A 15,055-nucleotide genomic window follows, 5' to 3' on the forward strand; every position below is an offset into this window, starting at 1 on the left:
AAGTGGTTGTTGGCTAGTAAGAAGCCATTTTGGTATTTCCGGAAGATTTATCCTTTTTATGATGAAAAAGCACCATGTTATAATCTTTTTTCAGAAAGGTAACATCTCCTTTTACATCAGAATATTGATAATCTGCATCTCCTGCAGTATATTCCGGTAGATCTTCTGACTTTTTCAATTCGTAAGATTTCCCGTCAAGACGTACAATTGCGGTATTTTTGGTTTCGTTGATAGCAACTTCTATCTGATCTCCGTATTCATCAGTGAATACATCTTTGATAATTTTGTCGTTACTCACAGCAGCATTATCAGTAAGGGATACCGCTTCGTCCTTTGCTTGATGCTTACATGCTGTTGCAGAAAAGGCTGCCAGGCCTACGATTAAGAGACTTTTTAATAATTTTTTCATAATGATAAGTGATTTTAAAGTGTTTCATGAATTTCAGTGTTAATATTCTATAAATTTACAAATATATTTAATTTAAATATGTTAAATTTTTATAAATTAATTAAAAATTTGCACCAATTATGAAAAGCGATTATTCTTATTAGCTTCAAAAATTCATGAAAAAATAAATTAATATTCTGCTTTGATGTTAATAGAAAGGGATTGGAACAGTTCGGGTTAAAGAATATTTTTAGATTTAAATCTGTTCAGGTATAATTGATTTTTTAAAGTAGAGTTTCGTTTCATCATTTGCTTGTGTAAATTTTCGGCAATATTAATATAAATTTTCATTTTTAAAAATAGTTAAACGTCAATCCTTTTAAAGAATAATACAAATAGTGCATTATGATGTTTAATATTAATTTATAAAAAGCTTTGGCGAAATTAAATTAATATGAATTAGAAAAAATATTCTTCAAAATCTTATTTATAGACATATTAGGAATTATTAAAATAAAATTAAGAATTGAACAGGTTGGTACTTTTGGTATCCGATTTGTCTCAGAATAAAATAAGAGATTTTAAATCAATCACAACTCCTTAAATTTCAGGAAAATTAAAGGATCGTTAAATTTTGTTAATCCATTATGATTGTATAGAAATCTAAGTGTACCTTTGTGCCTTCAAAATTATGAGAAATTATATCGTATATTTTTTAACAAGTCTTTTTCTGCTATTCGTAGTGGAAAGCAAGATCAACGTCAAAACTTTACGAAATGATTACACTGCTCATAATTCCCACAATTTACCTAAAAGAGCAAACCGCTTAAACCAAACCTACGAAAAACTTTCCATGCAGCAGTCTCCGGATGATACAAGCAATGCTTACTCTCTGGAACTTACAGAAGACGATTTTCAATTGTTGGATACAGTGCAAAGTATTGTATTCTTTGCGAGTGTCTTCACGCTGGTTTATGTTTTTGGTTTAAAAAGTTTCAAAAGACTTAAGCCGACTATCCACGGCTTCCTCTCCGAATTTAATTCTGTAAAAAGATTTATTCTGATTCGTTCTATCAGAATTTAAGATTTTATTTTTCGATTTATTTTCTGCTAATGATTTTGGTAGGAAAGATTCTGCGTTGTGTTTGCTGGTAATCTGCACATCGTAAGCATTCTCCATTACCATTTTTATTTCAATTAAAACATTAACGATTTATATAAACTCTAGTATTATGATGAAAAGAGTTGTCGCAAGTATTGCGCTAAGCAGTCTTTTGTTGTTCAGTTGTAACAAGAAAAAAGAAGAAAAAGAAGAAGCTGCGGTTTATCCCGTTACCTCTCCAGTAGTAATGGATACGGTGATAGACAAAGAATATGTAGCTCAGATCAGATCTGTGAAGAACATCGAAGTTCGTGCACAGGAGAAAGGTTTTCTTGAGAAAATCTATGTAGACGAAGGTCAGTACGTTCATCAGGGACAGGTGTTGTTCCAGATTATGCCCAAACTTTATCAGGCAGAATTACTAAAAGCACAAGCTGAAGTAGCACAAGCTACAATCGAATTGAAAAATGCAAGTACGCTAGCCAACAACAATATTGTTTCTAAAAATGAGAAAGCAATGGCTAAAGCTAAATTGGATGCAGCCAATGCAGAAGCAAATCTGGCTCAGACGCATTTATCATTCACAAACATCAAAGCGCCGTTTTCAGGAATTATCAACAGACTACCTTTGAGATTAGGAAGTTTGGTGGATGAAGGAGATTTGTTGACATCCCTTTCTGATAATACGAATATGTATACATATTTTAATGTTTCAGAACCGGAATATCTTAATTATCAGAGAAATGTAGCTTCAAGAGGAAGTAATCAGGTAAGCTTGCTGATGGCAAATGGTGATTTGTTTCCACAAAAAGGTGAAGTTGAGACAATTACAGGTGAATTTGATAACGAAACAGGAAATATTGCTTTCAGAGCAAAATTCCCAAATCCTGACAAATTATTAAGAAACGGAGAAACAGGAAAAGTAAGAATGACTTTACCTCTTAAAAACGCTATGATCATCCCTCAGAAAGCAACATACGAAATTCAGGATCAGAAATATGTTTTTGTAGTGGGGAATAACGGAGTGGTAAAATCTAGAAATATAAAAGTAGCTTATGAGCTTCCGGACATTTATGTGGTAGGGTCAGGATTGTCAACTGGTGATAAAATCTTGTTGGAAGGAGTTCAGAAAGTGAAGGACGACCAGAAAGTTCAGACAAAAGCTCAGGATCCGAAAAAAGTTCTTCAATCATTGAAATTAAAAGCAGAGTAGGACTCTATAAATGAAGCAGTATTATGTTTAAGAAATTCATTCGCAGACCTGTTCTGTCTATTGTAATCTCATTGATTATTGTATTTATGGGAGTACTGTCACTTACCAAATTACCGGTTACACAGTTCCCATCTATTTCACCGCCAAAAGTAAACATCACCGCAGAATATCCTGGAGCCAACAACGAATTGTTGATTAAATCCGTGGTTATTCCGTTGGAAAGAGGTTTAAATGGTGTACCGGGAATGAAATATATGACTTCCGATGCCGGAAACGACGGGGAAGCTTCTATTCAGGTGGTTTTCGATTTGGGAACCGATCCGAACGTAGCAGCTGTAAACGTTCAAAACCGTGTATCTTCGGTTGTTAATAAATTACCTCCTTTGGTAGTTCGTGAAGGGGTGAAAATTACCCGTGAAGAACCTAACATGTTGATGTATATCAACTTGTATAGTGATGATCCGAAAGCCGATCAAAAATTCCTTTTCAACTATGCAGATATCAACGTGATGTCGGAATTGAGAAGGGTAAGCGGAGTTGGTTTCGCAGATATCCTGGGAACAAGAGAATATGCGATGCGTATTTGGCTAAAACCAGACAGATTAACGGCTTACAGCATTTCGGCAGATGAAGTAATGGAAGCATTAAACCAACAAAGTTTGGAAGCATCTCCGGGTAAAACGGGGGAAAGTTCGGGTAAAAGATCTCAGTCATTTGAATATATTTTAAAATATCCAGGTCGTTTTAATAATGAAAAAGATTACGGAAATATTATTCTTAAAGCTAAACCGGACGGAGAATTTATCAGATTAAAAGATGTTGCAGATATCGAATTCGGTTCTTCGATGTACGATATTTATTCTACCTTGAATGGTAAACCTTCTGCAGCGATCACTGTTAAGCAATCTTATGGTTCCAACGCAAGTGACGTTATCAAAAACGTAAAATCTTTGATGGCAGAGTTGCAGAAAACTACGTTCCCAAAAGGAATGCACTATGACATCAGTTATGACGTATCGAGATTCTTGGATGCATCGATTGAAAAAGTTATCCACACTTTATTTGAGGCCTTTATTTTGGTGGCAATTGTGGTATTCCTTTTCTTAGGAGATTGGCGTTCAACTTTAATTCCGGCAATTGCCGTTCCGGTGTCATTGATTGGTACTTTTGCCGTCATGTCCGCATTTGGAATTACATTAAACATGATCTCGCTCTTTGCACTCGTAATGGCAATTGGGGTTGTGGTCGATGACGCGATTGTAGTAATTGAAGCCGTTCACGCCAAGATGGAAGAGAAGCATTTATCTCCATTAAAGGCGACAGAAGAAGCAATGCACGAAATCAGTGGAGCGATTATCGCGATCACTTTAGTAATGGCATCCGTATTTATTCCGATTGCGTTTATGTCGGGTCCGGTTGGGGTTTTCTATCGTCAGTTCTCCATTACAATGGCTTCTGCGATTATCCTTTCCGGGGTTGTAGCTTTGACATTAACTCCGGCTTTATGTGCTTTAATTTTAAAAAATAACCACGGAAAAGCTAAGAAAAGAACTCCAATCACGATATTCTTGGATAAATTCAACAATTTATTTACGAAAGGAGCTGGGAAGTATGAAAGAATGTTGACTAAAACTGTTAAAAAGAAAACATTTACTCTTCCTTTATTATTGGCATTCTGTGCTTGTACATTCTTCCTGAGTAACTCACTTCCTTCAGGGTTTATTCCTGCGGAAGATCAGGGGATGATTTACGCAATTATCCAAACGCCACCGGGTTCAACATTGGAAAGAACGAATCAGATCGCGAAAGAATTATTAAGAGAATCTGAAGGTATCGATGGAGTACAATCTGTTTCTTCACTGGCAGGTTATGAAATCCTGACGGAAGGTACAGGTTCCAACTCCGGTACTTGTCTGATTAACTTAAAAAGCTGGGAAGACCGTAAAGAATCTGCTGCGGAAATTATAGAAAAGCTTGAAGAAAAAGCTAAAAATATTCCGGGTGCCAATATAGAATTCTTCCAACCACCATCAATTCCGGGGTATGGTGCAGCAGGTGGTTTTGAGCTTCGTTTGCTGGATAAGGCGGGAAGTGGAGACTATCATAAAATGGAACAGGTAAGTAACGACTTCGTAAAGGAACTGAAAAAACGTCCTGAACTAGGTTCTGCATTTACTTTCTATTCTGCGAGTTTCCCACAATATATGTTGAGAGTGGATAACGATCTTGCCGAACAAAAAGGGGTAACGATCGAAAATGCAATGGATAATTTATCTACTTTAATTGGTTCGAATTATGAGACGAGTTTCATCCGTTTCGACAGACCGTATAAAGTAATTGTTCAGGCGGGACCTCAATATCGTGCTTTGCCGACGGATTTATTGAAATTATACGTTAAAAACGATAAAGATCAGATGGTTCCGTATTCAGATTTCATGCATTTGGAAAAAGTGTATGGTTTATCGGAGATCACAAGACATAATATGTATAACTCATCCGAGGTAAGTGGAACTCCAGCACCGGGTTATAGTTCGGGACAGGCGATTGCTGCGATTAAAGAAGTGGCAGACAAAACACTTCCTAGAGGTTTCGGTATCGATTGGGCAGGTATTTCCAAAGATGAGGTAAGTCGTGGAAATGAAGCGATTTTCATTTTCTTAGTGTGTTTAGGATTTGTTTATTTAATTCTTTCTGCACAGTACGAAAGTTTCATTCTTCCGTTGCCGGTAATCTTATCGTTGCCAACGGGTATTTTCGGAGCTTTCTTATGTTTAAAATTATTAGGATTAGAAAACAACATTTATGCTCAGGTAGCAATGGTCATGTTAATTGGTCTTTTGGGTAAAAATGCCGTACTGATCGTAGAATTTGCTGTTCAGAAAAAAGCAGAAGAAGGAATTCCTGTTGCTCAGGCAGCTATTGAAGGAGCGGCAATCCGTTTCCGTCCGATCTTGATGACATCTTTTGCATTTATCGCAGGTTTGATTCCATTGGTAATGGCGACTGGACCAGGTGCAATTGGTAACCGAACGATCGGTACAGCAGCAGCAGGAGGGATGTTGATCGGAACCATTTTCGGATTAATGATCATCCCAGGATTATACTACATCTTTGGAACCATTGCCGATAAGTCGAGACTGTCCAAATATGAAGAAGAAAATCCTTTAACAGAACAAACAGAACCGTATCAACACGATGACAAACATGAAGATCTATAATAAACATAATAAATATATAGCAGCCATTGCCTTATCGCTTGTTTTAGCAAGCTGTAAGGCGCCGATGGCGACCGTGATAAAGGATGAGGTGAAAGAAAACGTACCTCAGAACTTTAATCAGGAAGAGCAGGGCGACGCGAATAATAACAGCGGAACTACACCCTGGAGACAATTTTTCACAGATCCAAATTTAGTTTCTTTAATTGAAACAGCTTTAAAAAACAATCAGGAACTGATGATCACTTTGCAGGAAATTGAAATTGCAAAGAGTGGTGTTTTAGCGAAGAAAGGAAGATTAACACCAACGGTTTCTGCAGGAATAGGAGCTGGCGTAAGTAAAGTTGGGCGTTACACAAGCGAAGGTGCGGGTGATGCGTCCACAGAGATCGAGCCAGGAAAAGAAGTTCCCGATCCTCTTGGAAATTTCGAAGGTGGTTTAATGGCCAATTGGGAGATCGACATCTGGAAAAAATTAAGAACAGAGAAAGATGCAGCTGTTGCTCATTATCTTTCGACAGTAGAAGGAAAGAATTTCGTTCTTTCCAATTTAATTGAAGAAGTAGCAGACAATTATTATGAATTGTTGGCATTGGATAATCAATTAGATATTATTCAGCAGTATACGAAGCTTCAGCAAAAAGCTTTGGAAATATCAAAAATTCAGAAAGAAGCTGCAGCAGCAACTGAATTGGCGGTGAAAAAGTTTGAAGCAGAATTGGCAAAATCAAAAGCTTCGGAATATACAATCCGTCAGCAGATTATCGAAAAGGAAAATGAAATTAATGCACTTTGTGGCCGTTTTCCTCAGCCTATTGTAAGAACGAAAGAAGATTTTATGACTACAATTCCGCAAACCGTTTATACAGGAATTCCTTCACAGTTGCTGGCCAACCGTCCTGACATTAAACAAGCCGAATTAGAATTAAAATCATCAAAATTAGACGTAGAAGCAGCAAGAAAAGAGTTTTATCCATCATTGGAGATCTCTGCAACGCTAGGATTGGAAGCTTTCAAACCATCTTATCTGGTGAAGCTTCCGGAATCTATGGCGGCAAGTTTAGTTGGTGAATTGGCTGGTCCGCTGATTAATAAAAGTGCGATCAAGGCAAATTTCCAATCGGCTGATGCAAGACAAATCCAAGCTCTTTACGAGTACGACAAAACGATTCTGAATGCATATTTGGACGTAGCCAATTTAATGTCTAAAGTGAAAAACATAGATCAGTATTACAAACTGAAGTCTGAAGAAACACAGGCTTTGGAGAAATCAATCGATATTGCTAATCAGCTATTTAGAAATTCAAGAGCAGATTATCTGGAAGTTCTTCTGAACCAGAGAGATGCATTGGATGCAAAAATGGAGCTGGTGGAAGCTAAACAAAAACAGCTGAGTACAGTTGTTGATATTTACAAAAGCCTGGGAGGAGGCTGGAAGTAGATATAAATCCTTAATGTTTTAAAAGAAAAGAGGCTGTGCCCATACGGAACAGTCTCTTTTCGATTTAAACTGAAAACTTTAATAAAAAGGTTCTTTTGCAAGAACCTTCAAAATTTACCTGTAGATATGACCACACCACAACTAAACTGGTATTCAATGGATATTAGTTTTATATGAAAAAGGTTATTAGTTCTAAAAAAAATGGTTATTAGTTTTTTAAAAAAGATCATCAGTACAAAACCAACCTTCCCTAAAGTAATTCCCCTATTAAGGAAGGCGGTATTATTACTGTACAATCATGAAATTATATTTATTCCCTTCAAAATTTATTAGTGTTTTTTTTGTGTTTTTCCCCTTTACTGTATTTCTGTTTTTACAACCTCTTTGTTTTTTTAACTTTCCATTTAAATTCTGAGCCGAAATTATAATCTTGGGCGGAGAAAAAAAACACTTGTTGTCTTAATTTATAAATTGATACGTCCTAATTTATGAATTGGTAAAATTTAATGCGCTGAATAATAATTTATTAAGTGTTTAAATTTAAATTATATAAATGTTGTAATTAATTCGTGAAAACTGATCATTTTTATGTACTTTTGACGGGAAATTAAGACACTGAATGTTGTTTAAGGTTGTAAAAAAAATATACTTTATCCTTTTTATTTGTTTTTTTAAACTTCTTTTATCTCAGGAAGGGTATAGTGACTATTATAAATTAAGGCAGAAATTTGAAAATCTTGAAGAAAATGATTCAAGAGCATTTCCGTTTTTACAACCTTATATTGAAAAAGCCAAAAAAGAAAAGAACTATGAGAAATTAGTTCAAGGCTATAAAGACGGTGTATTTTTTTCTCCGGAAAATGAAGTTAAGTTAAAATACGCTGATAGTATGATTGCGGTAGCCAGCCAGTCCAAGGTAGGAGATCTGCAGAGTATTGCATACCTAGAAAAGGGAATTATCTATTATTACCACTATAAAAAATTTCAACAGGCACTTAATGAATATCTTAAAGCCTATGAATATGCTAAAAATACCAAAAATGAGTATCTGAAATATCAGAACCTCTATCATATGGGAGTGGTAAAAAGCTATTTAGGATATTATGAGGACGCTTCGGAACTGTTCCAAAAAAGCTTAGCTTATTACAGTAAGGAAAAATCCAGAAAGGATCTTGGCTCGAATGCGATATATAATAATAAAAGAGCATATCTGAACTGTCTGCATCAGTTGCTTATCTGCTACCGTAATCTTGGGCAGTACAGCGAAACCGATTACGCAATTCAGACCGGTCTTGCCGAAATTGGCGATAATCCTGAATACGCGCAGGAAAAAGGATATTTTCTTTTGTCTAAAGGGATTTCTGAGTATAGGAATAATAAATTTCAATCTGCTTTAAATAATTTAAATCAATCGCTTCCCTCCATTAAAAAAGGGCGCGACTTTGCCCGACTTTCCGTAGATTATTATTACATCGGTAAAACATATTTCGGTTTAAAAAACACCAAAGAATCGATGAAATACTTTAGAAAAGTTGATTCGATTTTTACAAAACATCAATTTATTCTCCCTGAATTACGGGAAAATTATGAAATATTAATTGATCAGAGTAAAAAGGAGAAAAACCAGGAGCAGCAATTATATTATACTAATCAGCTTCTCAAAGCGGATAGCATTATGTCGAAGGATTTTATTTACTTATCTCCGAAGATTCATAAAGATTATGATGCTAAAACCCTGTTGGACGAGAAAGAAAAACTACAAAAGATCAATTATTTTGGAACTGTTATCATTATTGTTCTCATTATTTGGGCAATCGGTTTAGGGGCTTTATTAACGAGAAGACATAAAAAAGCAAAAGAAATTAAGCAGAAATATGTTTTACTGGAAGAAAAATTCACTGTACAGCACGATGAAACTCTTCCGATACTTCCCATTGCTGCACCAGTTGAGGAGCGAAGATCAAGCCTAAATGAAAGCAAAGTTGAAGAATTGCTCCAAAAATTAAAAACCTTTGAAGAGAAAAAAGAATTTACCCAAAAAGGTCTTACAATAAGTAAGCTAGCCACTCAGCTGAATACCAATTCCAATTATCTTTCGCAGGTTGTGAACGAACATAAAGGGGTGAATTTTAATAAATACCTCAGCGAACTTCGAATCAATTACATTACAAATCTTCTGTTCGAAAATAAAGAATATCTGAAATATAATATCGAAACTTTAGCAAAAGAATGCGGTATCGCTTCCCGCCAGAATTTCTCCGATCTTTTTTATGAAATTAATGGAATTCGCCCTACGGATTTTATTAAGAACAGGAGGGAGGAGATTGAAGAAAACTCTTGATTTTTTATTGAAAAATTATACGACAAGTTTTGACGCTTTGAGAAAATATCTTTGCTGCACATGATTTAAATTAATATGAAAACGCTAAAAAGTGATAAGGATCATATTAAATATAATTAATAAATCTTTTTATGGTGAAGTAAAATGAATATTTTTGCACCGTTTAAAAAAATTTAATAAACAAAATAACTAATGCGAAAACTCTATGTGAGTGTACTTTCTATGTGCACAATCTTGAGCTTATCTGCTCAGGAAGTAGTTTGGCAGAAAGATATTAAATCCTCAACACAGGATTTTCTTTCTCAGATTACAACAACAATTGATGGGCAGTACCTTATTTCAGGGAGCTCCATTCAATCTAAGAAAATTTCTACAGAAAACACACAAAATCAAGGCTACGATTTTCATTTGGTAAAACTTAATCAACAAGGTGAAGAAGTTTGGGAAAAATATTTCTCAGGGCAGAATCATGATTTTCTTGCAGGTTCGGTTGCAACTCAGGAAGGCGGATTTCTTTTATCAGGAACTTCTTACTCAGGAAAAAGTTTAGACAAAAAAGAAGACTCTAAAGGCGGATCAGATATTTGGCTTATCAGAATCAATGAATTTGGAGATGAATTGTGGCAGAAAACCATTGGCGGAAGTTCGGATGAAGAAGCTAGATCAGTTATTCAAACCACAGATTTAGGATTCTTTGTAGCTGGAAATGTTCAAAATTCAACAAAAAGTTACGGTTCAAAAGATGTTTTAGTTGTAAGACTTGATAAAAATGGGAAAGAATTATCACAACTGGTTTTAGGCGGCAAAGGTTTAGATGAAGTCGAGAAAATGATTCCGACAAAAGATGGCGGAGCTTTATTAGGAGCTTATTCAAGAAGTAATGCAGGAGGGTCAAAGAAAACAGAAAACTTCGGAGAAGGTGATTACTGGATCATTAAGCTAAATAAAGACGGAAAGGTTGAGTGGGAAAAGAACTTTGGAGGAAAGCGGGACGATCATTTGAGAACGCTTTCTTTAACGTCGACGGGTTATTTAATCGGAGGAGAATCAAGATCTGAGAGATCAGGAAATAAATCTGTTGGCATTGAAGAAGGTACAGACCTTTGGTTGATTTCTCTTGATGAAAGAGGAGAAGAAATCTGGCAGAAGTCTTACAATTTTAAAAACAGAGATGTTTTAATGGGAATGAGTGTTTTACATTCTTCCGATGAAAAATCTTCAAAAGGAATTTTGTTAGGAGGTTACACTCAGGCTGAAGGAAGAATTGAAAATGATGATGAGACTTTTTGGATGCTGTATTTGGATTATAATGGAAATGAACAATGGAGAAAGCATGTGAAAGGAGAATCCAGAAAAAGAGAGGAAAGATTGTCTGATATTAAATTAAACAGAGACGGTTCGATTGTTTTAGCAGGAACCAGCGCAGAAGAACTCGGAAAAGAAAATTGGAAGATTGTAAAGTTGGGAGACAAGCAAATCGATCAGTTAATCGAAAAACAAGACATCAAAATATATCCGAATCCTGTATCCGATTATGCCTATGTGGAAATCGGATTTGATTTTAAGGAAGCAGAGATCACTTTGTATGATATGGGTGGAAGACAGTTGCAAAGTTTGAAAACGAAGAATAAGGTGACAAAGATGAACACACAGAATTTAATTCAGGGGGTTTATCTCATCACGATCAAAACGGATACGAATAAAACAGCTAATGCCAAATTAATTAAGAAATAAACAAATGGAAAAAAATATAAATAAGTTAATATATGGAATAATATTTCTGAGTACTATATTATTGTCACAAAATAGAGAGATGCCAATTAATATACAATCTCCAAATGCATCATCATTAGGTAAATATGGTGATTTAACAATGGACTTGAATACAGGAAGAGCAAATGTGACCGTACCATTATACCAGCTAGAAGAAGGGGGGTTCCAATGGATATTTCGATGTCCTATGATACGGGAGGAGTAAGGGTTAATGATGTTCCTGGCTGGGTTGGTCAAAATTGGACTTTACAAGCAGGAGGTGTTATAACAAGATCGGTAAGAGGAAAGTCTGCGGATGAAATGTATTGGGATTTACATAATTACGGCTATGCTTATGATAATAAAGGTTATTATTATTTCAAAGATATTTTAAATACTAGCAATTGGAATTCTCAACAGAATTTATCAAATTTAGCTAATAATGCCACCCATTATCCAGATTATGAACCAGATGTGTTTACATTTAATTTTATGGGACATAGTGGAAAGTTTTTTTTAGGATCAGATGGGGAGTGGAAAGTATCATCATCTAATAACTTAAAGGTTATTATCGATATTAATGATAAAGTACAGCCAAATAACTATTATTACGTTGCTTATGGTAATAACAATAATATTCCTTTTCCTAAAGTACTAGGAAAAATTACAATAATGGATGATCAGGGTAATAAATTTATTTTTGGAGACATTGTAAATCAAAATTCAATTGAATTTTCATTTCAAAACTTTTTTAATCAAATTAATACAGCGATAACTTCTAGTGCCTGGTATTTAACAAAGGTTTATAATAAGCATAATCAACTGGTTTACGACTTAAATTATGAAAGAGGGGATTATTTGGCTTCATTTTATAATAGAAATGATTTTCAAAAAATGAGTTTAACAACAAATAGTTGGATAGGAGGAGGTTGTTCATATGGCACAGAATATAGTGAAACCGTTTATGCGAATGGTAACTTAATAATTCCATCTTATTTAAAAAAGATTACTACATATTCTTCTAAGCAAATCTTGTTTAATTCAATAATTAGTAATTCACTAAAATATGGTATAAATGACTCTCCCATTATTCAAACTTATGATAAATTTAGACAAGATGTGCAAGCTGGACAGCCACAAAACTGGGCTCAGATAGATGATGCGTATTTTTACTACATCAGAAGGGATCAGAATTTAAATGTTTTACCAACAGTAAATGGAGCAAATTTACATATCTATCCATACCTTGAAGCCTTAAAATGGAGAAAATTAACGGGGATTAATATCCTAAGTTCAGACCAGAATACACTATTTACAGCAGCACTTAATTATAATGATAATGTCAATGCAAGATTACGTTTAGATAAAATTACTATTAATAACGTAGATAATAAAACTCCACAAACTTACTCATTTGAATATAATAATTTTGATGATTTGCCTTTGTTTACAAGTAATAATATTGATCATTTTGGTTATTATAAATCAACTCCTTTCGTATTAAGTTATAATAATCCAGCCGTTCATGAGTCTTCTAGAGGAACTGATCCAAGTACAGTGTCATATGGAACATTATCAAAAATAATATACCCAACAAAAGGCTATACCAAATTTTTATACGAACCACATACATATTCCCAATATGTAGGTAATGATTTAGATCTTAAACAAGAAAATGGAATAATTGGAGGTGTTAGAATAAAATCTATGTTTAATTATACTGAAAATGGGATTCCTGAAATTAAAAAATTTCATTATGTAACAGATTTACAATTAAATAAATCATCAGGTATTTTACTTCAGAAAAATAATTATTTCATGCCTGATTATAAAATGCCTACGACGGCTAATGGAGTAACAATATATGAAACATATTTTAATATTTCGCCTATTGTTTATCTGTCAAATTTAATGGGTAACACTATTGAATATTCAACTGTAATCGAAGAGAATGATAGAGGAACAATTGTTAATCAATACTCCGATTTTAATGATTATCCTGATTTTAAAAACGATACTTATATTGCTCAAGATAGAAATAGATTTGATCCTCATACTGAATATGGATATAAACGTGGAAAAATTAAGCAAAAGAAATACTTTGATAATTTAGGAAATAAAGTTAAACAAGAAGATTTTACCTATCAAGATAATAATAACCAAAATGTTAGAGGATTTAGTTATACTTCAATAGCTCCATGTGCAGGATATTCTAATGCTCCAATTGTTAATGGAGCATCTTATAATATATTTTTTTCCGATTTTGAAAATGTAAGTAAAAAAACAACAAATTATTTTCCAGGAGATAAAAGTGTTGAGGAAAAGGAAATCTATGATTATACTAAAAGTAACAATTTTGGAGATAATTTTTTAACATCAACAACAAAAATAAATCCAGATAAAACCATAAAAGAGGAGTATACATACCCTTTTCAAATGAGCGGACAGATATATTCTTCACTGTTGGATAAGCGTTATTTCCCGATGCTTCAAAAAGAAACCTATTTAAATTCAAAAAAGATAGCTAAGACACAATCTGTTTATAATTTTATGCCAATAGTTGATCAATCATCAACGCTACTAGCTCCTTTATCGCAAAGTGAGATAGATTTAAACGTAATCCCAAATACAGAATATAATAAGATTAATTATGACCTTTATGATGAGGTGGGAAATATATTACAATACACTCTAGAGGGAGGATTACCAGTATCATTAGTATGGGGTTATAATAAAACACGTGTGATTGCGAAAATTGAAGGAGTACAATACAACCAAATCAAATCATATATTGCAGATATTGTGAATAGCTCTAATACAAATATGATGAATTCTAGCTATAGTAATGATGAATTTGTTTCTAAGCTTAACAGTTTTCGAACAAATGTTAATTTGAAAGATTATCAAATTACTACATATTCATATTATAGGGGTGGAATAGGTCTTAAAACAGTAGTATATCCATCTGGACAAGCGGAGAATTATATTTACGATAATAGAAACAGATTACAAAAAATTCTAGATACAAATAATAATATTATTAAAGAATGGGATTATAATTATAGTTCCAAAACTACACCTGACATTTTTTTTAATGAAGAAAAAAGTCAACCATTTACTAGAAATAATTGCGGTTCTAGTGCCTTAGGAAGTAGTTATATATATAAAGTACCTGCTTATAAATACTCTTCATTTGTGAATCAATCTGACGCAAATCAGAAAGCTTTAGATGATATTAATACAAATGGACAAAATACTGCTAATATTAAGGGAACATGTACTCCTATATATTGTCCACTTTCTTTCAATACCTCAATAGGTATAAGTGGAGGTGGAAGTATCACTGTTACGCCTACAAATTATTATAAGGTATCTTTTGGATTTTCTTCCGGACCAAACTCAATAAATCAACCTTGGACGACAACAGGAGTTAAAGTAGCCACTATAAGTGGAAGCTGTATACCGAAGACAGAATATACTTCCTATAACGGACAAGTATATTATACAATTAAAACTAATGGAGATATTATTTTAAGATCACATTCAACAACTCCAGGTAATAATACCTCTTATAATTATGAAATAATTTATCCGACAAACTAA

8 protein-coding genes are annotated in these 15,055 nt (G+C 33.9%); 7 read left to right on the forward strand and 1 reads right to left on the reverse strand.

Going from position 1 to position 15,055, the window contains the following annotated elements; genetic code table 11:
• Positions 1-13 precede the first annotated feature (13 nt).
• Positions 14-409, reverse strand: a complete 396-nt coding sequence (locus ACKX2A_RS16200; protein ID WP_415325861.1) for a hypothetical protein — start codon at positions 407-409, stop codon at positions 14-16.
• Positions 410-1,079: 670 nt separating this feature from the next.
• Here ACKX2A_RS16200 and ACKX2A_RS16205 point away from each other — a divergent pair.
• The 7 genes from ACKX2A_RS16205 to ACKX2A_RS16235 all read left to right on the forward strand — a co-directional run bounded on the left by ACKX2A_RS16205 (position 1,080) and on the right by ACKX2A_RS16235 (position 15,055).
• Positions 1,080-1,472 (forward strand): hypothetical protein, encoded by a 393-nt coding sequence (locus ACKX2A_RS16205; RefSeq protein WP_415325862.1) that lies wholly within the window; start codon positions 1,080-1,082, stop codon positions 1,470-1,472.
• Between the two features lie 151 nt (positions 1,473-1,623).
• Positions 1,624-2,703, forward strand: coding sequence for an efflux RND transporter periplasmic adaptor subunit (locus ACKX2A_RS16210; RefSeq protein ID WP_415329481.1), 1,080 nt, complete (start codon positions 1,624-1,626; stop codon positions 2,701-2,703).
• Positions 2,704-2,726: 23 nt separating this feature from the next.
• The gene (locus ACKX2A_RS16215) at positions 2,727-5,921 is read left to right on the forward strand and encodes an efflux RND transporter permease subunit (RefSeq protein ID WP_415325864.1); all 3,195 of its coding nucleotides are present in this window, start codon (positions 2,727-2,729) and stop codon (positions 5,919-5,921) included.
• The gene (locus tag ACKX2A_RS16220; RefSeq protein ID WP_415325866.1) at positions 5,908-7,359 is read left to right on the forward strand and encodes a TolC family protein; all 1,452 of its coding nucleotides are present in this window, start codon (positions 5,908-5,910) and stop codon (positions 7,357-7,359) included. Before ACKX2A_RS16215 ends, ACKX2A_RS16220 begins: the two co-directional genes overlap by 14 nt.
• 619 nt (positions 7,360-7,978) lie before the next feature.
• Positions 7,979-9,700: a helix-turn-helix domain-containing protein gene (locus ACKX2A_RS16225; RefSeq protein WP_415325867.1), complete on the forward strand. Its 1,722-nt coding sequence runs from the start codon at positions 7,979-7,981 to the stop codon at positions 9,698-9,700.
• 192 nt (positions 9,701-9,892) lie between these two features.
• Positions 9,893-11,434, forward strand: a complete 1,542-nt coding sequence (locus tag ACKX2A_RS16230) for a T9SS type A sorting domain-containing protein (RefSeq protein WP_415325868.1) — start codon at positions 9,893-9,895, stop codon at positions 11,432-11,434.
• 207 nt (positions 11,435-11,641) lie between these two features.
• Positions 11,642-15,055: a DUF5977 domain-containing protein gene (locus tag ACKX2A_RS16235; protein ID WP_415325869.1), complete on the forward strand. Its 3,414-nt coding sequence runs from the start codon at positions 11,642-11,644 to the stop codon at positions 15,053-15,055.

Source organism: Chryseobacterium sp. MMS23-Vi53, from assembly GCF_047651245.1.
In the GTDB taxonomy this organism is placed as follows: Bacteria; Bacteroidota; Bacteroidia; order Flavobacteriales; family Weeksellaceae; genus Chryseobacterium.